This window comes from Methylobacterium sp. 17Sr1-1 (assembly GCF_003173775.1).
In the GTDB taxonomy this organism is placed as follows: domain Bacteria; phylum Pseudomonadota; class Alphaproteobacteria; order Rhizobiales; family Beijerinckiaceae; genus Methylobacterium.
Genome location: NZ_CP029552.1, coordinates 1425341 through 1448367, shown reverse-complemented (window position 1 = coordinate 1448367; position 23027 = coordinate 1425341). Strand labels below are relative to the sequence as shown.

Annotated in this window: 14 protein-coding genes; 6 read left to right on the top strand and 8 right to left on the bottom strand. The window is 70.7% G+C overall.

Features of this window, described 5'->3' with window-relative positions:
- Positions 1–41: 41 nt before the first annotated feature.
- Positions 42–5852 carry a HAMP domain-containing protein gene (locus tag DK412_RS06535; protein ID WP_204165511.1) on the top strand — a complete coding sequence of 1937 codons (5811 nt, stop codon included), beginning with the start codon at positions 42–44 and terminating at the stop codon, positions 5850–5852.
- Between the two features lie 26 nt (positions 5853–5878).
- Complete coding sequence (locus DK412_RS06530) at positions 5879–7939, top strand: response regulator (protein WP_109971288.1); 2061 nt, start codon at positions 5879–5881, stop codon at positions 7937–7939.
- A gap of 127 nt (positions 7940–8066) precedes the next feature.
- On the opposite strand, the gene hpaH is transcribed toward DK412_RS06530, so the two are convergent.
- Together hpaH and DK412_RS06515 are read right to left on the bottom strand one after the other, a co-directional pair.
- On the bottom strand, positions 8067–8849 hold the full coding sequence (gene hpaH / locus DK412_RS06520; RefSeq protein ID WP_109971287.1) for a 2-oxo-hept-4-ene-1,7-dioate hydratase: 783 nt from the start codon (positions 8847–8849) through the stop codon (positions 8067–8069).
- Positions 8850–8882: 33 nt separating this feature from the next.
- Positions 8883–9776 carry a dioxygenase gene (locus DK412_RS06515; protein ID WP_109971286.1) on the bottom strand — a complete coding sequence of 298 codons (894 nt, stop codon included), beginning with the start codon at positions 9774–9776 and terminating at the stop codon, positions 8883–8885.
- A 398-nt stretch (positions 9777–10174) separates the two neighbouring features.
- Between DK412_RS06515 and DK412_RS06510 the strand changes: the two genes are divergently transcribed.
- Both DK412_RS06510 and DK412_RS06505 read left to right on the top strand, forming a co-directional pair.
- On the top strand, positions 10175–10867 hold the full coding sequence (locus tag DK412_RS06510) for a GntR family transcriptional regulator (protein WP_109971285.1): 693 nt from the start codon (positions 10175–10177) through the stop codon (positions 10865–10867).
- A gap of 78 nt (positions 10868–10945) precedes the next feature.
- A complete protein-coding gene (locus tag DK412_RS06505) occupies positions 10946–11755 on the top strand; it encodes a TIM barrel protein (RefSeq protein ID WP_109971284.1) in 810 nt (269 codons plus the stop codon).
- A 360-nt stretch (positions 11756–12115) separates the two neighbouring features.
- On the opposite strand, the gene DK412_RS06500 is transcribed toward DK412_RS06505, so the two are convergent.
- On the bottom strand, positions 12116–13108 hold the full coding sequence (locus DK412_RS06500) for a DUF808 domain-containing protein (RefSeq protein WP_109971283.1): 993 nt from the start codon (positions 13106–13108) through the stop codon (positions 12116–12118).
- Positions 13109–13401: 293 nt separating this feature from the next.
- Here DK412_RS06500 and DK412_RS06495 point away from each other — a divergent pair, with 293 nt between their 5' ends.
- Positions 13402–14868 carry a carotenoid oxygenase family protein gene (locus tag DK412_RS06495; protein WP_109971282.1) on the top strand — a complete coding sequence of 489 codons (1467 nt, stop codon included), beginning with the start codon at positions 13402–13404 and terminating at the stop codon, positions 14866–14868.
- A gap of 36 nt (positions 14869–14904) precedes the next feature.
- On the opposite strand, the gene DK412_RS06490 is transcribed toward DK412_RS06495, so the two are convergent.
- Positions 14905–15570 (bottom strand): methyltransferase domain-containing protein, encoded by a 666-nt coding sequence (locus DK412_RS06490; protein WP_109975097.1) that lies wholly within the window; start codon positions 15568–15570, stop codon positions 14905–14907.
- A gap of 356 nt (positions 15571–15926) precedes the next feature.
- Here DK412_RS06490 and DK412_RS06485 point away from each other — a divergent pair, with 356 nt between their 5' ends.
- Positions 15927–16592, top strand: a complete 666-nt coding sequence (locus tag DK412_RS06485; protein WP_093568141.1) for a response regulator transcription factor — start codon at positions 15927–15929, stop codon at positions 16590–16592.
- 42 nt (positions 16593–16634) lie between these two features.
- On the opposite strand, the gene DK412_RS06480 is transcribed toward DK412_RS06485, so the two are convergent.
- The 4 genes from DK412_RS06480 to ptsP form a co-directional block, all read right to left on the bottom strand.
- On the bottom strand, positions 16635–17330 hold the full coding sequence (locus DK412_RS06480; protein ID WP_162596131.1) for an autoinducer binding domain-containing protein: 696 nt from the start codon (positions 17328–17330) through the stop codon (positions 16635–16637).
- A 146-nt stretch (positions 17331–17476) separates the two neighbouring features.
- Positions 17477–19195 (bottom strand): fructose-specific PTS transporter subunit EIIC, encoded by a 1719-nt coding sequence (locus DK412_RS06475; RefSeq protein ID WP_109971280.1) that lies wholly within the window; start codon positions 19193–19195, stop codon positions 17477–17479.
- 220 nt (positions 19196–19415) lie between these two features.
- Positions 19416–20357 (bottom strand): 1-phosphofructokinase, encoded by a 942-nt coding sequence (gene pfkB, locus DK412_RS06470; RefSeq protein ID WP_109971279.1) that lies wholly within the window; start codon positions 20355–20357, stop codon positions 19416–19418.
- Positions 20354–22900, bottom strand: coding sequence for a phosphoenolpyruvate--protein phosphotransferase (gene ptsP / locus DK412_RS06465; RefSeq protein ID WP_109971278.1), 2547 nt, complete (start codon positions 22898–22900; stop codon positions 20354–20356). Before ptsP ends, pfkB begins: the two co-directional genes overlap by 4 nt.
- Positions 22901–23027 lie beyond the last annotated feature (127 nt).

Genomic DNA, 23027 nt, shown 5'->3' with positions numbered 1-23027 from the left:
CCCCGGTGCGGTAGGTTTTTGTCGCCCGCAGGTGTGTCCGTATGACGCCAGTGCTCTCGCAGCTCGAGCCGAAGCTTCTCCTCAAGAGCCTGCGGGCCTTCCGGAAGGGGGACTTCTCGGCGCGCCTGCCCCTCGACCTGACGGGGATCGACGGCGAGATCGCCGAGGCGTTCAACGACATCGTCGAGCTGAACCAGGGGCTCGCGCGCGAGCTCGACCGCGTGGCGCGCACCGTCGGCAAGGACGGGCGGATCGGCGAGCGCGGCAAGCTTCCGGCGGCGACGGGCGGCTGGGTCGAGTGCGTCGACTCGGTCAACGCCATGATCGGCGATCTCGTCCAGCCGACCACGGAGGTCGCGCGGGTCATCGGCGCGGTGGCCAAGGGCGATCTCGGCCAGACCATGCAGCTCGAGATCGAAGGCCGCCCGCTCCGGGGCGAGTTCCTGCGGATCGGCAAGGTCGTCAACACGATGGTCGATCAGCTCAACTCCTTCGCCTCGGAGGTGACGCGCGTCGCCCGCGAGGTCGGCTCGGAGGGCAAGCTCGGCGGGCAGGCCGAGGTGAAGGGCGTCGGCGGCACCTGGAAGGACCTCACCGACAACGTGAACCTGATGGCGGCGAACCTGACGGGACAGGTGCGCAACATCGCCGACGTCACCACGGCGGTGGCCCGCGGCGACCTGTCGAAGAAGATCACCGTCGACGTCAAGGGCGAGATCCTGGAGCTCAAGAACACCATCAACACGATGGTGGACCAGCTCAACTCCTTCGCCTCGGAGGTGACCCGCGTCGCCAAGGAGGTCGGCACGGAAGGCAAGCTCGGCGGCCAGGCGCAGGTGAAGGGCGTCGGCGGCGTCTGGAAGGATCTCACCGACAACGTCAACATGATGGCCGAGAACCTGACCGGCCAGGTCCGCAACATCGCCGAGGTCACGACCGCGGTCGCCCGCGGCGACCTGTCGAAGAAGATCACGGTCGACGTCAAGGGCGAGATCCTGGCCCTCAAGCTGACCATCAACACGATGGTGGACCAGCTGAACTCTTTTGCCAGCGAGGTCACGCGCGTCGCCCGCGAGGTCGGCACCGAGGGCAAGCTCGGGGGTCAGGCGCAGGTCGAGGGCGTCGGCGGCACCTGGGCCGATCTGACCAACAACGTGAACCTGATGGCGGCGAACCTGACCGGACAGGTGCGCAACATCGCCGACGTGACGACCGCGGTGGCGAACGGCGACCTGTCGAAGAAGATCACCGTCGACGTCAAGGGCGAGATCCTCGAGCTCAAGAACACCATCAACACGATGGTGGACCAGCTGAACTCCTTCGCCAGCGAGGTCACGCGCGTCGCCCGCGAGGTGGGCTCCGAAGGCAAGCTCGGTGGGCAGGCGCAGGTCAAGGGTGTGGCCGGTACATGGGCCGACCTCACCGACAACGTGAACCTGATGGCGGCGAACCTGACCGGACAGGTGCGCAACATCGCCGACGTGACGACCGCGGTGGCGAACGGCGACCTGTCGAAGAAGATCACCGTCGACGTCAAGGGCGAGATCCTGGAGCTCAAGAACACCATCAACACGATGGTGGACCAGCTCAACTCCTTCGCCTCGGAGGTCACCCGCGTCGCCAAGGAAGTGGGCTCCGAGGGCAAGCTCGGGGGCCAGGCCCGCGTCGAGGGCGTGGCCGGCACCTGGGCCGATCTGACCAACAACGTGAACCTGATGGCGGCGAACCTGACCGGACAGGTCCGCAACATCGCCGACGTGACGACCGCGGTGGCGAACGGCGACCTGTCGAAGAAGATCACCGTCGACGTCAAGGGCGAGATCCTGGAGCTGAAATCGACCATCAACACGATGGTGGACCAGCTGAACTCTTTTGCCAGCGAGGTGACGCGCGTCGCCCGCGAGGTCGGCACCGAGGGCAAGCTCGGCGGACAGGCCCAGGTCAAGGGCGTCGGCGGCGTCTGGAAGGGCCTGACCGACAACGTGAACATGATGGCGGCGAACCTCACCGGTCAGGTCCGCAACATCGCCGAGGTCACGACCGCGGTCGCCAACGGCGATTTGTCGAAGAAGATCACCGTCGCGGTCGAGGGCGAGATCCTGGAGCTGAAATCGACCATCAACACGATGGTGGACCAGCTCAACTCCTTCGCCTCGGAGGTCACGCGCGTCGCCCGCGAGGTCGGCATCGAGGGCAAGCTCGGCGGACAGGCCCAGGTCAAGGGCGTCGGCGGCACCTGGAAGGACCTCACCGACAACGTCAACATGATGGCCGAGAACCTGACCGGCCAGGTCCGCAACATCGCCGAGGTCACGACCGCGGTCGCCAACGGCGATTTGTCGAAGAAGATCACCGTCGACGTGCGCGGCGAGATCCTGGAGCTGAAATCGACCATCAACACGATGGTGGACCAGCTGAACTCCTTCGCCTCGGAGGTCACCCGCGTCGCCCGCGAGGTCGGCACCGAGGGCAAGCTCGGCGGCCAGGCCCAGGTCAAGGGTGTCGGCGGCACCTGGAAGGACCTCACCGACAACGTCAACATGATGGCGGCCAACCTCACCGGCCAGGTACGCGGCATCGCCAGCGTCGTCACGGCGGTGGCGCAGGGCGATCTCAAGCGCAAGCTCTCGGTCGACGCCAAGGGCGAGATCGCGGCGCTCGCCAACACCGTCAACGAGATGATCGAGACGCTGGCGACCTTCGCCGATCAGGTCACGAACGTCGCTCGCGAGGTCGGTGTCGAGGGCAAGCTCGGCGGCCAGGCGCGGGTGCCCGGCGCCGCCGGCCTGTGGCGCGACCTCACCGACAACGTGAACCAGCTGGCGGCCAACCTCACGACCCAGGTGCGCGCCATCGCGGAAGTGGCGACCGCGGTGACGAAGGGCGATCTCGCCCGCTCGATCGCCGTCGAGGCCTCGGGCGAGGTCGCGGCGCTGAAGGACACCATCAACGAGATGATCCGCAACCTGCGGGACACGACGTTGAAGAACGCCGAGCAGGACTGGCTGAAGACCAACCTCGCCAAGTTCACCCGCATGCTGCAGGGCGAGCGCGACCTCGCCACCGTCTCGAACCTGATCCTGTCCGAGATCGCCCCGCTGGTGAACGCCCAGCGCGGGGTGTTCTACATGGTCGAGGACGAGGCGGGCGAGCCGATCCTCGACCTCGTGGCGAGCTACGCCTTCACCGAGCGCAAGAACCTCTCGAACCGCTACCGCCTGCGCCAGGGCCTCGTCGGGCAATGCGCCTACGAGAAGAAGCGCATCCTGCTCACCAACGTGCCGGGCGACTACGTCACCATCGGCTCGGCGCTCGGCGAGGCGACGCCGCTCAACATCATCGTGCTGCCGGTGCTGTTCGAGCAGGAGGTGCGCGCGGTGATCGAGCTCGCCTCGTTCAACCGGTTCAGCGAGACGCACCAGTCCTTCCTCGACCAGCTCACCGAGTCGATCGGCATCGTGCTGAACACGATCGCCGCCAACATGCGCACGGAAGGCCTCCTCAAGCAGTCCCAGCTGCTGACCGGCGAGCTGCAGAGCCGCCAGGAGGAACTGAAGAAGACCAACGACCGCCTGGAGCTCCAGGCCGCCTCGCTCCAGCAATCCGAGGACCTGCTCAAGAGCCAGCGCGAGCGCCTGCAGCAGACCAACGAGGAACTGGAGGAGAAGGCGCGGCTGCTCGAGATCCAGAAGCGCGAGGTCGAGGGCAAGAACCGCGAGGTCTCGGTCGCCAAGACGGCGTTGGAGGAGAAGGCCGAGCAGCTGAGCCTGACCTCGCGCTACAAGTCGCAGTTCCTGGCCAACATGAGCCACGAGCTGCGCACGCCGCTCAACAGCCTGCTGATCCTCTCCAAGCTCCTGTCCGAGAACCGTGACGGCAACCTGACGGACAAGCAGCGGGAATTCGCCAAGACCATCAACGCGGCCGGCACCGACCTGCTGTCGCTGATCAACGACATCCTCGATTTGTCGAAAATCGAATCCGGCACGGTGTCGCTCGAGATCGGCGACGTCGCCTTGCCCGACCTCGTCGAGAACCTCGACCGGACCTTCCGCCAGGTCGCCGAGGAGCGTCACCTCGCCTTCGAGATCGCGGTTCAGCCCGGCCTGCCGCGCTCGGTGCGCACGGATTCGAAGCGGCTGCAGCAGGTCCTGCGCAACCTCCTCTCCAATGCCTTCAAGTTCACCGAGAAGGGCCGCGTGTCCTTGACGATCGGCACGGCCGAGGGCTCGCCGCTCCGCGCCGGGAGCCGGTGGATGGCGCTCTCCGTCACCGATACCGGGATCGGCATCGCCGAGGACAAGCAGCGCATCATCTTCGAGGCGTTCCAGCAGGCGGACGGAACCACGAGCCGCAAGTACGGCGGCACGGGCCTGGGCCTCGCGATCAGCCGCGAGATCGCGCGCCTGCTCGGCGGCGAGATCGTGGTGGAGAGCCGGCTCGGCGCGGGCAGCACCTTCACGCTGTTCCTGCCCTGCGAGCCGCCGGTCCAGGCGGTCACGGGCCGCGCGCCGGACGGAGCCGAAGCGAACGGAGCCTCGACCCCGTTGGGGCGCCAGCCCAACGCCGCGATGGCGCTCTCGGCGTCCGCCGACGACCGGCACGCGATCCATGCGGGCGATCACATCGTGCTCATCGTCGAGGACGACGCGATGTTCGCCTCGGTGCTGCTGGAGCTCGCCCGCGAGCGCGGGTTCAAGGGGCTCATCGCGCAGGACGGCGCCAGCGCGCTGAGCCTCGCCCACCGCTTCACGCCGCACGCCATCACCCTCGATATCGGCCTGCCCGACATGGACGGCTGGGCGCTTCTCGACCTCCTGAAGAACGATTCCCGCACCCGGCACATCCCGATCCACGTGATCTCCGTCAACGACGAGAAGAAGCGCGGCCTGCGCGCGGGCGCCTTCGGCTTCCTGGAGAAGCCGGTCGACCGCGAGGGTCTGCTGCGCGCCCTCGAACGGTCGAAGGAGTTCATCACCCGGCCGGTGCGCAACCTCCTGCTCGTCGAGGACGACGAGAACCAGCGCGCGAGCATGACGGCGCTTCTCGGCGAGGAGGACGTCAGGATCTTCGCCGTCGGCACCGCCGCCGCAGCCCTCGAGGCGGTGACGGGCGGGCGCTTCGATTGCGCGATCGTCGATCTCGGCCTGCCCGATCTCGGCGGGGCCGAGCTGATCGAGCAGATCCGCGCCTCGCAGGACGGCGAGGAACTGCCGATCATCGTCTATACCGGGCGGGAGCTGACGCCGGCCGAGGAGCAGCAGCTGCGCCACACCGCCTCGACGATCATCCTCAAGGACACGCGCTCGTCGGAGCGGCTCCTCGACGAGACCGCCCTGTTCCTGCACCGGGCGATCGGCAGCGCGGGGCCGGAAGACCCGATCATCGTCGCGGGCGCCGACACCGCGACCCTGCAGGGCTGCCAGGTCATCCTGGTCGACGACGACCTGCGCAACATCTTCTCGCTGACGAGCGCCCTGGAGGAGCACGGGCTCGCGGTCCTGTTCGCTGAAAACGGGCAGGACGGCATCGACCTCCTCACCGCCAACCCGACCGTCGACGCGATGCTGATCGACATCATGATGCCGGGGATGGACGGCTACGAGACGATCCGGGCCATCCGGGCGATGCCCGCCTTCCGCCGCCTGCCGCTCATCGCCGTCACCGCGAAGGCGATGAAGGGCGACCGCGAGAAGTGCATCGAGGCGGGCGCCTCCGACTACGTCTCGAAGCCCGTCGACGTCGACCAGCTCCTCGCCGCGCTCCGGGTCCAGCTGGAGCGGCGCGGCGCCCAGAACGGCGCGGCCGTGATCAGGGAGGGCGTGCGGGCACCGGCGCAGACGGCGCTGTGACGTCGCGGCCTGACATTCCGACTCCGATGAGTTCCGACGCCGGGCACTGCCCGGGCACCGCGTCCCCGGACCCGCTCGCGATCCGGGCCGAGATCCCGGCCAAAATCCTGATCGTCGACGACGACCGGCGCAACCTGCTCGCCGCGTCCGAGATCCTGGCCGATCCGGCGGTCGATCTCGTGCTGGCGGACTCGCCCGAGGAGGCCCTGCGCCGAACCCTGCGGGAGGAGTTCGCCCTCATCCTGCTCGACGTGCAGATGCCGCGCATGGACGGCTACGAGGTCGCCGCCCTGATCCGCAGCCGCCCGCGCACCTCCTGCGTCCCGATCCTGTTCCTCACCGCGCACAACAAGGAGGACATGCACATCTTCCGCGGCTACTCGGCCGGCGCGGTGGACTACGTCTTCAAGCCGATCCAGCCGCTCGTGCTGAAATCGAAGGTCGATGTCTTCGTCGATCTCTACCGCAAGACCGAGGAGATCAAGCGCAAGGCGGCGGCCGAGAAACAGCTTCTCCTCGAGAACCTGCGCGTGCGGGGCGAAAAGCTGGAAGCCGAGCAGGCCCTGCGCCGGCGCGAGGAGCACCAGGCCGCCGTCCTGCGGGGCCTGCCGATCGCGCTCTACACCTCGCCGGTCGGGCTCGAGGATCGGCGGCTCCACTTCACCAACGACAGCATCGAGCGCATCACCGGCTTCTCGCGCGGCAGCTTCGCGGATTCCGGTCTCTGGGAATCCCGTCTCGACCCCGAGGACAGCGAGCGCGTCCTCCGGGAGCTGCGCACCCTGGCCGAGACGGGCGCTGCCGCCCTCGAATATCGCTGGCGCAACGCCGACGGCACCGAGCGGCACATCCTCGACCAGGTCGTGGTCAACCGGGCTGAGGACGGCACGGCGGCCGAGCTGTTCGGGATGTGGTTCGACGTGACCGAGCGCAAGGAACTCGAACTCAGCCTGCAGCATGCCTCGAAACTGGAGGCCGTCGGCCGCCTGACCGGCGGCATCGCGCACGACTTCAACAACATGCTGAGCATCGTGATCGGCAATCTCGATCTCGCGAAGGGATCGCTGCAGGACAACGAGAAGGCGCTGCGCCGGGTCGAGAACGCCATCGAGGGCGCGCATCGCTGCGCGGAGCTGACCAGCCGGCTGCTCGCCTTCTCGCGGCGCTCGCCGCTGCAGCCCCGGGCGCTGGACTTCGCCAGCTTCATCCCCGGCCTGACCAAGCTCCTCGCGCGGACGCTCGGCGAGCGGATCACCATCTCGGCCGATCTCGGCGACGGGCTCCCGGAGATCTGCGTCGATCACGCCCAGTTCGAGGCGGCCCTCATCAACCTCGCGGTCAACGCGCGGGACGCCATGCCGGAGGGCGGGACGCTCGGCATCCGCGTCGAGGGCCGCGACGTCCCCGCATCCGAGGACGCCGAGGGCACACGCTGCGTCGACATCACCGTCGCCGACACGGGGACCGGGATGCCGCCCGCGATCCTCGCCCGGGTGTTCGAGCCGTTCTTCACCACCAAGGAGGTCGGCAAGGGCACAGGTCTCGGTCTCAGCATGGTGTACGGCTTCGTGCAGCAGAGCGGCGGCACCATCACGGTCGACAGCAATCCGGGCCAGGGCACGCGCTTCGTGGTCACGCTGCCCGCGCTCGACAGGACGATCATCCCGTCGGAGAGCGCCGAGCGGCCCGCGTCCGATGTTGCGGCGAACGCCGTGAACGGTGCGGGCAAGGTCGTGCTGGTGGTCGAGGACGACGCCGATGTCCGCTCGACCATCATCTCGACGCTCGAGGCGCTCGCGTTCACGGTGCTGAGCGCGCAGGACGGCAGCGAGGCTCTCGGCATCCTGGAGCGCGAGCGGGACATCGCTCTCGTCTTCAGCGACGTGAACATGCCGGGCACGATGTCCGGCATCGATCTCGGGCACGTGATCCGCCGGCAATGGCCGCAGATGCCGATTCTGCTGACCTCCGGCTATCTCGAAGAAGATCAGGATGCGAGCGACTTCGACCTGCTGTTCAAGCCTTATCGCACCGACGAGTTGATAGAGACCCTGAGGGTGTCGCTGTGCGGCATCCGCGCGGCGTGACGCCGCTCGGATGCCGACCCCGCCACGGCCTCCGCCGCCTAGGAGCCCGGCAGGCTGCACCACAGGCCGATCCGCTGCCGGCCCTCGCGCACCGCGCGCTTGAAGCGGTTCGCGATCATCGCAAGCCTCAGACGAAGGAGACGCCGATGGCGCCGAGCGGGCCGTAATCGGCCTGGATCACGTCGCCCTTCCTGATGTCGACCGGACGCGTGAACGAGCCGCCGAGCACGATCTGCCCCTTCTTCAATCCCGCATCGACCGCCGCGAGCTTGTTGACGAGCCAGGCGATGCCGGCGGCCGGGTGGCCCATGATGGCGGCCGAGACGCCCGATTCCTCGATGATGCCGTTCTGCGACAAGGTCGCGCCGATCCAGCGCACGTCGACGTCGAAGGGCCGGACCGTGCGCCCGCCGACCACGATCGCCCCGAAGGCGGCGTTGTCGGCGATGGTATCGACGATCGCCCGCGGCACCTCGGTCCGGTAGTCGATGATCTCGAGGGCCGGGACCACGAACTCGGTCGCCCGCATCACGTCGTAGATGCGGCAGCCCGGCCCCGACAGGTCCTCGCCCATGATGAAGGCGAGCTCGACCTCGAGCCGCGGCTTGATGAACAGGTCGGTGCGGATCTGCGCCCCGTCGTTGAAGAGTGCGTCGTCGAGGATGCGGCCGTAATCCGGCTCGGTCATCTTCGAGGCCATCTGCATGGCGCGCGAGGTCAGGCCGATCTTGTGGCCGGCCAGCCGCGCGCCCGAGGCGATCCGCGCCTCGGCCCAGAGGTCCTGGACGCGGTAGGCGTCCGCGATCTCCATGCCTGGATAAGTCTTGGAGAGAAGCGGGCAGGGCACCCGCTCGCGCTCGGCCTTGAGGATGGCCTCGGCGGCCTTGCGGTGATCGTCGTCGCTCAGCACGGCTGTTCGCTCCGGAATGTCACTTGCAGAATTTCACTTGATCGGCGGGCGCGGCAGCACGGCCTCGCCAGGCTCCATGACGTAGGTGTAGTCGAGGGAGTACCAGGGCGCCGACGCGTCCGGGGCGTCCGGATGCGGCTCCTCGTGGCGCACGAAGTCGCCGACGAGGGCCTTGGTCACGCCGAACTGCACGTCGGACTCGATGTGCGGGTCGTTGGCGTCGTAGACCTGCGAGATCAGCACCTTGAAGCCCGGCTTGACGATCAGGGCGTGCAGGTGGGCCGGGCGCATCGGGTGGCGCCCTTGAGCCGCCAGGAGCCGGCCGACGACGCCGTCGGTGGGGATGGGGTAGCCGATCATCATCACCGTGCGGAACCAGAACCGGCCCGCGTCGTCGGTGGTGAACTTGCCGCGCAGGTTCATCTCGGCCTGCTCGGGATCCTGGTTCTCGTAGAGGCCCACCGGTGAGGCGTGCCAGACGTCGACCCCCGCTCCCGCGATCGGCCGGCCCTCGCCGTCGAGCACGCGGGCGCTGACGAAGAGCGGATCGCCCGGCGTGTCGGAGCGTACGATCGTGCCGCCATTCTCGACCCGCGGCGCGTTGAGGCGCCAGAACGGCCCGAGCAGCGACTGCGAGGTCTCGGTGTTGCCGTGGTCGCCGTTGTTCAGGAGGCAGACGAGGGACGACACGCCGAGCGAGCCGGCCATCAGCACGAACTCGTTGTGGGTGTCGGAGGCGAGCGCCCCGATCTCGTTGAGGATCGCGGTGGCGTCGCGGAACTCGGCCTCGGTGAGGCGCACGTCGCGAACGAAGCCGTGCAGGTGGGTGATGAGCGAGGTCATGATCTCGCGCAGGCGGGGGTCGCGTGTCCGCGCCATCACCTCCAGTACGGCCGGCGTCACGTCCTGCTGGCGCTCGATGCGCATGGCTTCCGCCTCCCTGAAACCGCGTCCTGGTCCCATATCATCGATTATTCGTCAAGAAGCGATTGTTGTTGTAGGGTGGGAGGCGGTGCCAGCGTGTCACGACGGCTGGTACGGAGGCTCCCTAGGGAACGAGATTTTCACTGAAAATCTCGCTAACACCGCGTTTTTGCGGGGTTATAGCATCTGGAGAAGGCTCGTCCGTGTCCAGGATCCAGGCGCATTCCGGCATTCCCGGTACGGACTGCGCCGTCGCGATTGACAAGAAAAATCGTTTCTCATACGGATCGTCGACGGCGTGCCATGCCGCATTTCTTGGGAGGGAAACCGCCTTGACCGAGGCCAGGAGCCGACGCGCCGCGGCCGACCGGGACGGGGTTCGGCCTCCCCCCGCACCGGCCATGCCGGGCCTCGCCCTGGTCGATGACGGCAAGAACACGATGGCGAGCCAGCTCGTCGACCGGCTGCGCGAGGCGATCGTCTCCGGCCAGCTCGAAGCGGGCAGCAAGATCAACCTGGAGCGCGCCCGCGCGAGCTTCGGGGTCTCGCTCAGCCCGCTGCGGGAGGCGCTCGCCCGGCTGATCTCCGACGGTCTCGTGGTGTTCGAGGACAATCGCGGCTACCGCGTCGCGCCGGTCTCGCTCTCGAACCTGGCGGAGATCACCCGGTTGCGCGAGGAGTTCGAGATCCTGGCCCTGCGCCAGGCGATCGCGATCGGCACCGTGGACTGGGAGGGCGACGTGATGCGCGCCCTCCACCGCATGAACCGGGTCGCGCGGGACCCGGAGCAGCCCGACACGCTGGAGCGGTGGGAGGCGTATCACCGGGAGTTCCACCTCACGCTGATCGCCGGCTGCCGCATGCCGCTGCTGCTCAACTTCTGCGGCGTGCTGCTCAGCCTGAACGACCGCTACCGGCGCTCGTTCCTGCGCCGCCCGCCCGGCGGCGACCGGAACGTCGCCCAGGAGCATAGCGAGATCGCGCAGGGCGCGGTCGCGCGCGACGCCGACTTCGCCTGCGACCGCTTGCGCGAGCACATCCACCGCACGGGCACCAACCTCCGGCGGCACCTCGCCGACACGCTCGCCCCCTGAGCGGACGAGGATTTCCGATCTGTCCACGCGCGACCGCGCCGCGATCCTTCGAGCGATTCCCACCTTCGAGCGATAACCATGCACGCCTCGTCCGACTGGCCGCTCGGCCTCGCCCACTTCACCTGCATCGGGGTGCCGCCCGTCGATCTCGTCCGGCTCGGCGCCCGGACCGGCTGCGCGTCGGTGGGCCTGCGGCTCTACCCCGCCTTCCCGGGGGCGCCGTCCTACGCGCTGCCGACCGGGAGCGACGCGTTCCGAGAGATGCGCCGGGCGCTCGCCGACGAGGGATTGCGCGTCCACGACATCGAGTTCGTCACGCTGTCTGAGGATTTCGTTCCGGCCTCGCTCGCCGGCATCCTCGAATCAGCCGCGGGGCTCGGCGCCCGGCGCCTGAGCGTGTGCGGCGACGACCCCGATCGCCCGCGCCTCGTCGCCCGCTTCGCCGAGCTCTGCGACCTCGCGGCCGGGTTCGGCCTGAGCGTCGACCTCGAATGCATGGCCTGGCGGCAGGTTGCCTGCCTGCCCGATGCCGTCCGGGTGGTCGAGGCCGCCGGCCGGCCGAATGGCGGCGTCCTCGTCGACGCGCTCCACCTCGCCCGGACCGGCGGCTCGCCCGAGGATGTACGCGCCGTGCCGCCCGGCCTGATCCGCCACGCGCAGCTCTGCGACGCTCCGGCCGAGGCGCCGCGATCGACGGACGCGATCATCCAGGAGGCCCGGGCCGGGCGCTTGGCCCCGGGAGACGGGGCGCTGCCGCTGCGGGCGCTGGTCGCGGCGTTGCCGGCAACGGCGTCCCTGTCGATCGAGGTGCCGATCACCGGCACCACCGCGCCCGAGGACCATGTGCGGGCGAACCTGGCGGCGGCCCGGCGGGTCCTCGCGGGCTGAGAGCCCGCTGTCTGTCCTTGTTGCAACCGTCGACGAACAGTTCTCGATCTGGCGCGGGGAGAGGGCCGAGCCGCCGTCCAGGTGGCTCGGCAAGCCCGAGCAGCGAACCGCAGGTTCGCCGCGAGGGTGAGGGGTGTTTCCGGAGGAGCCTTATCCGGCACCACCCCCTCACCCTCGCTCCGGCTGCGCCTGCGCTTGCTGCATCCCCTGGACGGTGACGCAGCCCTCTCCCCGCCCGCGGAGAGAGGGGAGATCCCGCGCTCAAAAACTTGACTGTAAAATCAGCCGCTTGAGATCGGATCTCTGTGGATGTCACCGGCAGCGCCGGACGACGATCCGGACGCGGCGCGGTGCGGCACCTCAGGCGGCACGATGGCGGGACCGCGCGAGGCTCTGCCACGCCGGCACCAGAACGAAGCCGGTGATCGGGATCAGGAGACCGCCGACGACCAGCCCGACGAGCCCTGATGCCGTCGCCGTGACCAGCCACTCCACCAACCCCCCGGCCGCCGGAAACAGCGCTGCGACGTATGTGGCGGCCCCGTGGATCGCATGGGCCGGACCCGACAGGCCGTAGCCTTCCAGGCCGTGGATCAGGATGCCGCCGCCTACCCAGATCATCGCGGCCGTGCCGACGACAGCCAGCAGCTTGAGCAGGCCGGGCATGCCCTTCACCACGGCGCGTCCGACGCCCCGGCTGAGGCGTCCGAGAGGCGAGGGCGAGGCATTGCCGGCGAGCGCGAGGCCGGCATCGTCGGCCTTCACGATCAGGGCGACGGTGCCGTAGACGGCCGCGGTGATGCCCACGGCCACGATCGCCAGGACGGCGGCCCGCGTCCAGAAGCTCCCCTCCGGAATGGCCGCGAGGGTGATCGCCATGATCTCCGCGGAGAGGATGAAGTCGGTCTTGATGGCGCTCGCGACGCGCCGGTCCTCCAGCGTCCGGTCCGCTCCCGGGCCGGCTCCGAGCTGGTCCTCGTGGGCATGGGCCTGGTGGGGGACGAGGGCTTCGTAGACCTTCTCGGTGCCCTCGTAGCAGAGATAGGCGCCGCCCAGCATGAGCAGCGGGGTGATCGCCCAGGGCGCCAGGGCGCTGAGCGCGAGCGCGCCGGGCAGCAGGATCAGGAGCTTGTTGCGCAGGGAGCCCACCGCGATCCGGCCGACGATGGGCAGTTCCCGGTCGGCCGCGAAGCCGACGACGTAGCGCGGCGTGACCGCGGCATCGTCGATGACGACGCCGGCGGCCTTCGCGCCCGCCTTGCTGGCCTGCCCGGCGATGTCGTCGAGGGAGGCCGCGGCCGTCTTGGCGAGGGCCGCGACATCGTCCAGCAGGGCGATCAGTCCGATGCTCACAGGTGCTCCGTGGCGTGATGGCGTCTCTGAGGTGACGTGCGAGAGCCTCGTTTAATCCCGGATTCCCGGAACGGCGCTGCCGGACGACGTCGCGAGCGGTGCGCCGGCGCCGCTGACGGACCCGCTGCGTCCCTGTGGGCACTGAGCAAGGCGCGACGCATTTCGGTATCCTCGGACATGATCGTCCTCCCGGGCGGCCCGCGCGTCGGCCCTTCGGTCCTCCTCCGGCGGCCCGGGGGCGGACCCGTCGCGACGACGATCCGGCCCGCCATCCGTTCCGGAGATCGCCGCTGATGTCGAAACGTATCCAGTCGGTGGTGCGCGCCGCCGCCGAGGTCGGCGTCGGCCTGTGGGCGGCCTGCAACCGGCTGCGCCTGCCCGGCGCGCGACATCCCTTCGTGGTCGGCGTCCACGAACCGATGCGCGAGGAGCTGACGCTGCAGGACCTGCCCGTCGCCGGGACGATCCCGCCCGGCCTCGACGGGCTCTACCTCAAGATGGGGGCCAATCCCGTCCGTCCGGCGCGGCGGGGCCACGACTGGTTCCTCGGCGACGGCATGGTGCACGGTCTCGCGATCGAGGGCGGCCGGGCGCTGTGGTACCGCAACCGCTGGATCGGCTCGCGCCACGCCGCCGCGGCGCTCGGACGGCCGGCCGCTCCCGGGCCGCGGCGGGGCGACGACACCGTCAACACGAACGTCGTCGAGATCGGCGGCCGGATCTTCGCGGTCGTCGAGGCCGGCAGCACCCCCGTCGAGCTCTCGCGGACCCTGGAGAACCAGCGCTACAACCCGTTCGACGGGACGCTCGCCGGCTCGTTCACCGGGCATCCGCACTGCGATCCCCTGACCGGCGAGACCCACGCGATCGCCTATGACGGCCGCGTCTGGGACCGCGTCCGCCACGTCGTCATCTCGCCGGCCGGGCAGGTCGTGCGGGACGTGCCCGTGGCGGTCGAGCACGGCCCCTGCATCCACGACTGTGCGATCACGGCGCGCTTCGCGATCGTGCTCGATTTGCCGGTCACGTTCTCCTTCGGGGCGCTGCTCGCCGGCTACCGCTTCCCGTTCCGCTGGAATCCCGGCCACCGGGCCCGGGTCGGCCTGCTGCCCAGGCGGGGCGACGGCGCCGACGTCGTCTGGTGCGAGGTCGAGCCCTGCTTCGTGTTCCACACCGCCAATGCCTACGACGCCGCCGACGGGCGGGTGATCCTCGACGTCGTCGCCTACGACACGGTGTTCACCGCGGCCGGGGGCGGGTTCGACGGCCCGGGCCGGCTCGAACGCTGGACGATCGACCCCGCGACGCGGCGAGTCGTGCGGCGGATCCTCGATCCGGCGGCGCAGGAATTCCCCCGCATCGACGAGCGGCGCCTCGGGCAGCGCCACCACCTCCTCTACACGGTCAGCGTCCCGGCCGACGGCAACACGCAGCTCGCCGGGGCGACGCAGCTCTACCGGCACGATCTGGAGACGGGCGAGCGCCGGGTGCACGATTTCGGTGCCGACCGGATCCCGGGCGAGTTCGTCTTCGTGCCGGCGAACCCTGAGGCCGGCGAGGACGAGGGCTGGCTCGTCGGGCTCGTCATCGACACCGCACGCGACACGACGGACTTCGTCGTCCTCGACGCGCGAAGGTTCGAGGCCCCGCCCGTCGCCACGATCCGCCTCGGGCACCGGATCCCGCCGGGGTTCCACGGCAACTGGTTCCCCGCCCGCGCTCCGGGCGAGAGGGCAGGGCCCGACGGCGCCGGCCCGTGACGCCCGCGCGGTCCCTTGCGCCGGGGCCGGGGTTCCTCAGGCCGCCGGAACCCGGCCGATCACCGCCGTCATCGGGTCGCCGGGACCGCCCTCGGGCCGCAGCGCCCATCCCTCGATGCGGGTGAAGCCGGCGCGTTCGAGATACAGGCCGACGAGCTGGACCTGGCCCGCGACGTCGAGCCCGTGCCAGACGGCCACCGCCTTGGTCGGGAAGCAGCGGTTCGAGAACGAGATCACCACCGGGGCGCCGGGGCGCAGCACGCGGGCGACCTCGGAGAGGACGGCCACCGGCCGCTGCAGGTACTGCACCGAGACGCAGATCAGGGCGGCGTCGACGCTCGCCGCGTCGAGGGGCAGGTGCGGCGCGGCGTTGAGATCCTGCACGAAACGCCGGGTCAGGCGCGGATTGGCGGCGAGTTCCGCGGCGTTCAGGCCATGGCCGACGACGCTGGCATAGGCGACCTCGTCCGGCAGGTGGCTGACCCAGCTCGACATCAGGTCGAGGACGTCGCCGCCCGGCGGGACCACCTCCCGGTACAGGTCCGTCACCGCCGCGATCGCGGCGGCGTCGATATGGGTCACGAAGCGGGGGTGTTCGTAGAACAGCGGATCGGGCGTGCGGTCGCGCTTCGCGAACGCTTCCGGCGGCAGGTCCGGCAGATCCCGGTCCGGGGGGTCGTGATCCGGTGCATTGTGGGCCATCGTCGGGTACGCCTCCGGGCCGGGCGGTGCGCCGGCCGCGGGGGCCGGTGCGAGCATTGCGGGTCGGGACGAGGGTAGGGGGCGCCCGGCGAACTCCCAGTGCGGGCGTCGACGGTGCCGCATTCCCACGATGACGCAGACGGGGCCGGCCTATGCCGGGAGATCCGGTTCGGATGCGCGTTTCCCGGGGCGGACGACCGCCGGCGCGCCGGCGTGGCCTCCTGCGCACTCGGCCACGGCCGGGCTGGCGTGGATAGCGCACACGCTCCGGTTTCAACCCCGCCAAAAAAGCTATAGAGACAAAAGAAGTAGGCCGAGAAGCGCCAAGGAGCGCGGGTGCCGTGGTGGGGAGTGCGTTGGGTTCCGAGACCACCATCGTCGTCGCGGACGACCACCCGCTCTTTCGCGGTGCGCTGCGCGGCGCCGTGACGGCGATCATGCCCGGCGCCCGGATCATCGAGGCGAGCGGGCTCGAGCCGCTGACGGCGATCCTCGACCGGGAGCCCGAGATCGATCTCGTGCTGCTCGATCTCACGATGCCGGGGGTGCAGGGCTTCTCCGGCCTGATCTACCTGCGGGCGCAGCACCCGGCGATCCCCGTGGTGATCGTCTCGGCCAACGAGGACCCGGTCGTGATCCGCCGCGCCCTCGATTTCGGTGCCGCCGGCTTCATCCCGAAATCCCTCGAGGTCGACCGCATCGGCGAGGCGATCGGGCAGGTGCTGGCCGGCGGCAACTGGTCGCCGCCGGACATCGAATTGTCGGCCTCCGAGGACAAGGAGACGGCCGACCTGATGCGCCGCCTCGCCACCCTGACGCCGCAGCAGGTGCGGGTGCTGATGATGCTGTCCGAGGGCCTGCTCAACAAGCAGATCGCCTACGAGCTCGGCGTGTCGGAGGCGACCGTGAAGGCCCACGTCTCGGCAATCCTGCAGAAGCTCGGCGTCGAGAGCCGCACCCAGGCGGTGATCGTCTCCTCGCGCATCGGCGCGACGCTCAAGCCCCCGGCCGGGGTCGAGTAATACGAATTCCGGACGATTCCTTCCGGAATTCGTATCATCAGCTCACGCGGCGTCTGAGCGAAGCCGAAATCCGCATTGCGTGAGCGATCCGACAGGATCGCCTGAAGCGACCGATCGGATCTCGTATGAGGTCTCCCGGCCGGTCCCGCCGGCGATATCCCGCGCGCTGCGTGTGACGTTGCGCGTCCGGCAAGGCATCGACCCGCCTGCGCGGGTGGCCCTCGCCGGCTCGGCCGGGCCGAGGCGGCGCGCGGCGAGGTGGGCGTAGATTCCCAGCAGGTGCAGCCCGGCCCGGGCCTCCTCCGACAGGTCCATCCGCGGGGCACCGAACGAGGCGACGCTCTCGGTGCCGTCGACGTCGTGGATCGGCACGCAGAAGCCGTCGCCGAGGCCGAAGGCGCGCGCCTCGTCCATGATCCGCCGGGCCAGGACCGCGCCGTGCTCGATCGCGACCTCCGACCACAGGAACGGCGTGGTGGTGCGCCGCACATGCGCCGCCACCGGGTCGTGCCGGATATAACCCTGCGCGACGTAGCGCGCCGCCCATTCCGCCGGCCAGTGCATCAGCAGCAGGTCGGGCAGGGTCTCGCCGGTGCTCCGCGGCAGGCCCGCGATGGCGAAGTGCTCGTAGCCGAAGATCCCGCCGGCGCGGATCAGGATCGCCGCGATCTCGGCCGTGCTGTGTGCCGCCTTCACCGCGTGGACCAGGTCCAGCGTGACCTGCCCGATCACCGTCATGTCGCCGCGTAGTCCATTCCGACACAGGTCAAGCAACGACCCGCGGGAGCGCGGGCGAGCCTCCTCGTCTATCAGGAAAAGGTACGGGCGGCGACGATCCGCAGGGTCGGGGCCGTGTCGGATCGTCGCCGTGGGCATGCGGCTGGTCAGGCCGCCCGCTTCTTGAACACGCCCACCAGCACGGCCGTGATGACGGTGCCGGCGACGAGGGCCACCACCGCGCCGAGCACCGGGGTGATCGCGTTCGGGATCGGCAGCACGAACAGGCCGCCATGGGGGACGCGGAGCGCCACCCCGAGGGTCATCGACAGGGCGCCCGCCACCGCCGAGCCGGCTACCAGGGCCGGGATCACCCGCAGGGGATCGGCGGCCGCGAAGGGGATCGCCCCCTCGGTGATGAAGGCCGCGCCCAAAACCGCCGCGGCGCTGCCGGCCTCGCGCTCCGCTTCGCTGAAGCGGCCGGGGAAGAGCCGGGTGGCGAGCGCGATGCCGAGCGGCGGGGTCATGCCGGCGAGCATCACGGCGGCCATCGGGGCGTAGATGCCCGAGGAGATCAGCGCGGCGGAGGAGGCGTAGGCCGCCTTGTTGATCGGCCCGCCCATGTCGACCGCCATCATGGCGCCGAGGATCAGGCCGAGCAGCAGCGCGCTCGCGCCCTGCATGCCCTTGAGCCAGCCGGTGAGCGCGGCGAGGAGCGCCGCCACCGGCACGCCGACGACGTAGACCATCAGCAGGCCGGTCACGAGCGTGCCGAGGAGCGGCAGGATCAGGACGGGCTTGAGGCCCTCCAGGTTCTTCGGCAGACGGATCGTACGGCTCAAGGTGGACACGGTGTAGCCGGCGATGAAGCCCGCCACGATGCCGCCGAGGAAGCCGGCGTTGAGATTGGCCGCCAGCATGCCGCCGATCATCCCCGGCGCGATGCCCGGCCGGTCGGCGATCGAGTAGGCGATGTAGCCGGCGAGCGCCGGCACGATCAGCGCGAAGGCCGCCTTGGCGCCGATCTCGCCCATCGCGAAGCCTAAGCTCCCCTTGTTCTCCGGCGACATCGCGTCGATGCCCCCGAAGGCGAAGGCGAGCGCGATCAGGAGGCCGCCCGCCACCACGAAGGGCAGCATGAACGACACGCCGGTCATCAGGTGCTTGTAGGCGCCGGCCTTTTTCTCCGCGGCGGCCGGGCGGGCGGGGCCGGCTTCGGCCGCGGCCTCGCCCTGCCGCTCGGCGTCCTTCAGGGCGGTGGCGATCAGCCCCTTGCCGTCGCGGATCGCCGCCTTGGTGGTGGTGGCGTAGACCCGCTTGCCGGCGAAGCGCCCGCGATCGACCCCGGTATCGGCAGCGATGAGCACGATGTCTGCCGCCGCGATCTCGTCCGGCGTCAGGGCGTCGCGGGCGCCGACCGAGCCTTGCGTCTCGACCCGCACCGCGTGGCCCAGCGCCTGGGCGGCGGCCTGGATCCCTTCCGCCGCCATGAAGGTGTGGGCGATGCCGGTCGGGCAGGAGGTGATGGCGACGATGCGCTTGGGCCCGCTCGTCTCCGGCGCAGCGCCCGGCTTCGCGCCGGGGCTTCTGCCCGCGAGCGCCCGGTCGATCACCCCGTCGACGTCGGTGAGCACGTCCTCGATCGCCGCCTTGGCGCGGCTCAAGCGCCCGAACCGGCCCTCGCCGAGATCGCCGGTCCCGACGAGGAGCACCGCGTCGGCGCCCTGGATCGCGCCCTCGCTCAAGGGCGCGCCGGTCGCGCCGCGGCCGCGCAGTTCGAGGTCGAGGCGCTGGTTGCGCCGCCCCGCCGCCCGGCGCAGGGCCTCGGCCGCCAGCACCGCGTGGGTGCTGAGATCGCCGCCGACGACGGCCACCAAGTGGGTCATGGGGTGTTCCTCCTGGGATGTGTTGTGGTTGCCGAACGAAGCAGTCTTCGGTTGGCCCGAAACCAATCCTTCCATCCCACCCTCGACCTCATTCTGAGGTGCGACCGTAGGGAGCCTCGAAGGAGGCCTCCAGAAGCCGCGGAGATCCCTGGAGCCCTCCTTCGAGGCCGCTGCGCGGCACCTCAGGATGAGGTCGCGAGTGGAACGGTAACGACCCGTGTCACGCCTCCAGCGCGCGCACCGCGATGTCCTTCGCTATTACCTCGACCGCCTCGCGCCCCGGCAGGTTGGCCCCCGCCCGGGTCAGCTTGCCGGCCGCGAAAGCCAGCGCCAGCCGGGCGGTGTCGGCGAGGCTCGTGCCCGCGCACAGGCCCGCCACCAGCCCGGCCACCAGGGCGTCGCCGGCCCCGACGGTGCTCGCCACCTCCATGCCGGGCGGGAGCGCGTGCAGCGCTTCCCCGTCGCGCACGAACACCGCACCGTCCGCGCCGAGCGACACCACAACGAGCGGGATGCCGCGCGCCACCAGGCCGCGCGCCGCCGCGACCACGTCGGCGAGGGCGGGGAGGGGGCGGCCGGCCCATTCCTCCAGCTCGTGCCGGTTCGGCTTGACCGCATCGGGCAGCACCTCGGCGGCGAGGGCGGCGGCGAGCGCCGGGCCGGAGGCGTCGAGCAGCACCCGGGCGCCCCGGGCCTTCAGCTCCGCCGTCAGCTCGGCATAGAGGCCGGGCTCGGCGCCCGCCGGCAGGCTGCCGGCCAGCACCGCGATTGTGTCCGGGCCGGCGGCCTCGGCGAGGAGCGCCCGCACCGCCCGCAGGGTCGACGGGTCGAGGGCGAGGCCCGGCAGGTTGACGTCGGTGGTGCCGGCGGGATCGACGAGCTTCAGGTTGGTGCGGGTCTCGCCCGGTACCCAGACGAAGCGGTCCTCGATGCCCTTGGCGATGACCAGGGCCTCGAAGGCGGCGGCGTTGCCGGAGCCGAGCACGCCGGCGGCGGCGACCGAAAGACCCCAATCGGCGAGGCAGCTCGCCACGTTGATGCCCTTGCCGCCGGCATCGTCGCGGACCGCGCGGGCGCGGTGGACCTCGCCCGGCGCCAGCCGGTCGAGGGTGACGGTGCGGTCGATCGCCGGGTTGAGGGTGAGGGTGAGGATGCGGGTCACCGGTGAGTCTCCGAACGGTCGAGGGCTCGCACCGACGCGGCGTCCGCTTGCGCGCAGGCCTCATCCGCCAAGGCTTTCAGCTCGTCGAGCGAGGCGGCGCGCAGGCGCGCCTTCACGGCCGGCAGGTCGCGGGGCGTCATCGAGAGCTCGTGCACGCCGAGGCCCGCGAGCAGCCCGGCCCCGAACGGGTCGCCGGCGATGCCGCCGCAGACCCCGACATAACGCCCGTGCCGGGCGGCGCCCTCGCAGGTCATCCGCACCAGGCGCAGCACCGCCGGGTGGAGCGAATCGGCCTCCGGCGCCAGCTCGGTGTTCTGGCGGTCGATGGCGAGGGCGTACTGGGTCAGGTCGTTGGTGCCGATCGAGAAGAAGTCGCAATGGCGGCTGAGCGCATCGGCCTGGATCGCCGCCGCCGGTACCTCGATCATGATGCCGATGGGCACTTGCGGCGCGCCGATCTCAGCCCGGATCCGCTCGCAGGCCGCGCGCAGGGCCGTGACCTCGGGGACCGAGGTGATCATCGGGAACATGATCGAGAGCGGCGCGTCCTTGCCGGTCGGGGCGTCCGCCGGCACGCAATCCTTCGCGGCGCGGTAGAGGGCGCGCAGCTGCGGCTCCATCAGGTCGGGCCGGCGCAGCAGCAGCCGGGCGCCGCGCACGCCGAGGAAGGGATTCTCCTCCTTCGGCAAGGCGAGGTGGGGCACCTGCTTGTCGCCGCCGATATCGAGGGCGCGCACGATCAGCGGGCGGCCGGCGAGCGCCTCCAGCATCGCCCGGTAGGTGGCGTACTGGTCGTCCTCGTCCGGGGTGTCGCCGCGCTCCAGGAACAGGAACTCGGTGCGCATCAGGCCGACGCCCTCGGCGCCCTGCGATAGGGCGAAGGGCACCTGGTCGGGCGTGTTGACGTTGGCGCCGATGGCGAGGGCGTGTCCGTCGCGGGTGCGGGCCGGCAGGCCGCGCTCGCGGGCTTCCGCCTCCTGCGTCGTCCGCAGGGATTCGCGCCAGGCCTGGGCCGAGGCGAGGTCGCGCTCGCTCGGGTCCAGGTAGAGCCGTCCGGCGGTGCCGTCGAGGATCGCGCGTTGCCCGGCCGGCAGAGCGAGCAGGCCGGGTCCGGCCGCCACCACCGACGGAATCCCCAGCGTCCGGGCGAGGATCGCGGTGTGGGAGGTCGGGCCTCCCTGTGCCGTCGCGAGCCCGAGCACCCGGGCCGGATCGAGCCCGGCGGTGTCGGAGGGCGCGAGGTCGGGACTGAGCAGGATGCAGGGCTCGTCCGGCAGGGCGTGGCCGGATCGGAGCGCGGGGTCGATCTGCGCCAGCACCCGGCGGCCGACGTCGCGCAGGTCCGCCGCGCGGGCGGCGAGCACCGGGTTGCCCAGCGCCGAGAGCTGGCCGGCCATCCGCTCCACCGCCCGGTGCCACGCGAAGGCGACGCCGTGGCCCTCGACCATCAGCTGGCAGGCGAGCGTGATCAGGTCGGTGTCGGCGATGAGGTCGGCTTGCGCCTTGAAGATCCCCGCATCGGCCTGGCCGAGGCGCCGGCCGGTATCGTCGGCGAGGGCCTTGAGCTGGGCCGCCGTCGATTCGAGCGCCGCGTGCAGCCGGTCGCCGCCGCGCGTCAGCGGCTCGGGCTCGTCCGGGACCGCAACCTCGGTGGGGCCGAGGACGTGGATCGGCCCGATGGCGAGGCCCGGGCTCGCGCCGATGCCGGGGATGACTTGGCAGGGATCGGCCGGGTTCCAGCCCGCCACCGGGGCGGCGGCCTTGGCGGCGGCCTCCGCCGCGCGGGCGGCGGCCGCCTTCTCGCCGGCCGAGAGGCCGGTGACCACGGCCTTGAGCCGGGCGAGAACCGCTGGCGCGTCGTCGCCCTCGGCGGAGATCACCGCCTCGTCGCCGGCGCGCAGGCCGAGCTGGAGCAGCGAGATGAGGTTCTTGGCATCCGCCACCTCGGCGCCGTGGCGGACCTGGATCCGGGCGGAGCTGGTGCGGGCCGCCTCGACCCAGGACGAGGCCGGGCGGGCATGCAGGCCGGTGGGATAGTCGACGGTCCAGGTAAAGCTCTGGGCGAGGTCGGCGGCCGGGCCGGCGCTGCCGGAGGCGGCGGCGTCCTCGGCGAGCGCCGCGGCGATCTCGGCGGCGTCGGTCGTGGTGCGCAGGCGCTCGAGCCGGGCCTCGTCCTGGATCAGCCGGGTGAGGCGGCGCAGGACCGTGATGTGGGTGTCGGACTGGGCGGCGATCGCCACCACCAGATGGGCGTCCTGCCCGTCGTGCCAGGCGACGCCGCCGGGCACCTGGAGCACGGCGAGGCCGCTCTCGCGCACCAGCGCCCGGTCGTCGACCATGCCGTGCGGGATCACCACGCCGTGGCCGAGATAGGTGTTCGCCACCCCCTCCCGGCGCAGCATGCTGGCCTCGTAGGCCGGGTCGATGCAGCCGGCAGCGACGAGGAGCTGGGCCGCCTCGCGGATGGCGGCCTCCTTGGTCGCGAGCGTGGCGGCGGTGCGGATCAGGATGCGCGGCGTCAGCGGCGGTGTCGGCGCGAGCATGGCGGGCTTCCTCCCGGAAAGCGTTCGGGTTTTCCTTGGCGCCTATGAAAACGTTTTCAGTCGTTGCGTCAAGGCGCAATCTGCGGCCCGCCCCTATCGCGGTCCGTGTCAGGACTTGCACAGGGCG

Excerpts from the sequence above, each read along its gene's own strand:
- DK412_RS06535 (WP_204165511.1), top strand. The coding sequence starts at position 42 with ATGACGCCAGTGCTCTCGCAGCTCGAGCCGAAGCTTCTCCTCAAGAGC.
- DK412_RS06515 (WP_109971286.1), bottom strand. The coding sequence starts at position 9,776 with ATGCGCATCGAGCGCCAGCAGGACGTGACGCCGGCCGTACTGGAGGTG.
- DK412_RS06495 (WP_109971282.1), top strand. The coding sequence starts at position 13,402 with ATGTCGAAACGTATCCAGTCGGTGGTGCGCGCCGCCGCCGAGGTCGGC.
- DK412_RS06505 (WP_109971284.1), top strand. The coding sequence starts at position 10,946 with ATGCACGCCTCGTCCGACTGGCCGCTCGGCCTCGCCCACTTCACCTGC.
- DK412_RS06480 (WP_162596131.1), bottom strand. The coding sequence starts at position 17,330 with ATGACGGTGATCGGGCAGGTCACGCTGGACCTGGTCCACGCGGTGAAG.
- ptsP (WP_109971278.1), bottom strand. The coding sequence starts at position 22,900 with ATGCTCGCGCCGACACCGCCGCTGACGCCGCGCATCCTGATCCGCACC.
- DK412_RS06530 (WP_109971288.1), top strand. The coding sequence starts at position 5,879 with ATGAGTTCCGACGCCGGGCACTGCCCGGGCACCGCGTCCCCGGACCCG.
- DK412_RS06510 (WP_109971285.1), top strand. The coding sequence starts at position 10,175 with ATGCCGGGCCTCGCCCTGGTCGATGACGGCAAGAACACGATGGCGAGC.
- DK412_RS06490 (WP_109975097.1), bottom strand. The coding sequence starts at position 15,570 with ATGGCCCACAATGCACCGGATCACGACCCCCCGGACCGGGATCTGCCG.
- DK412_RS06475 (WP_109971280.1), bottom strand. The coding sequence starts at position 19,195 with ATGACCCACTTGGTGGCCGTCGTCGGCGGCGATCTCAGCACCCACGCG.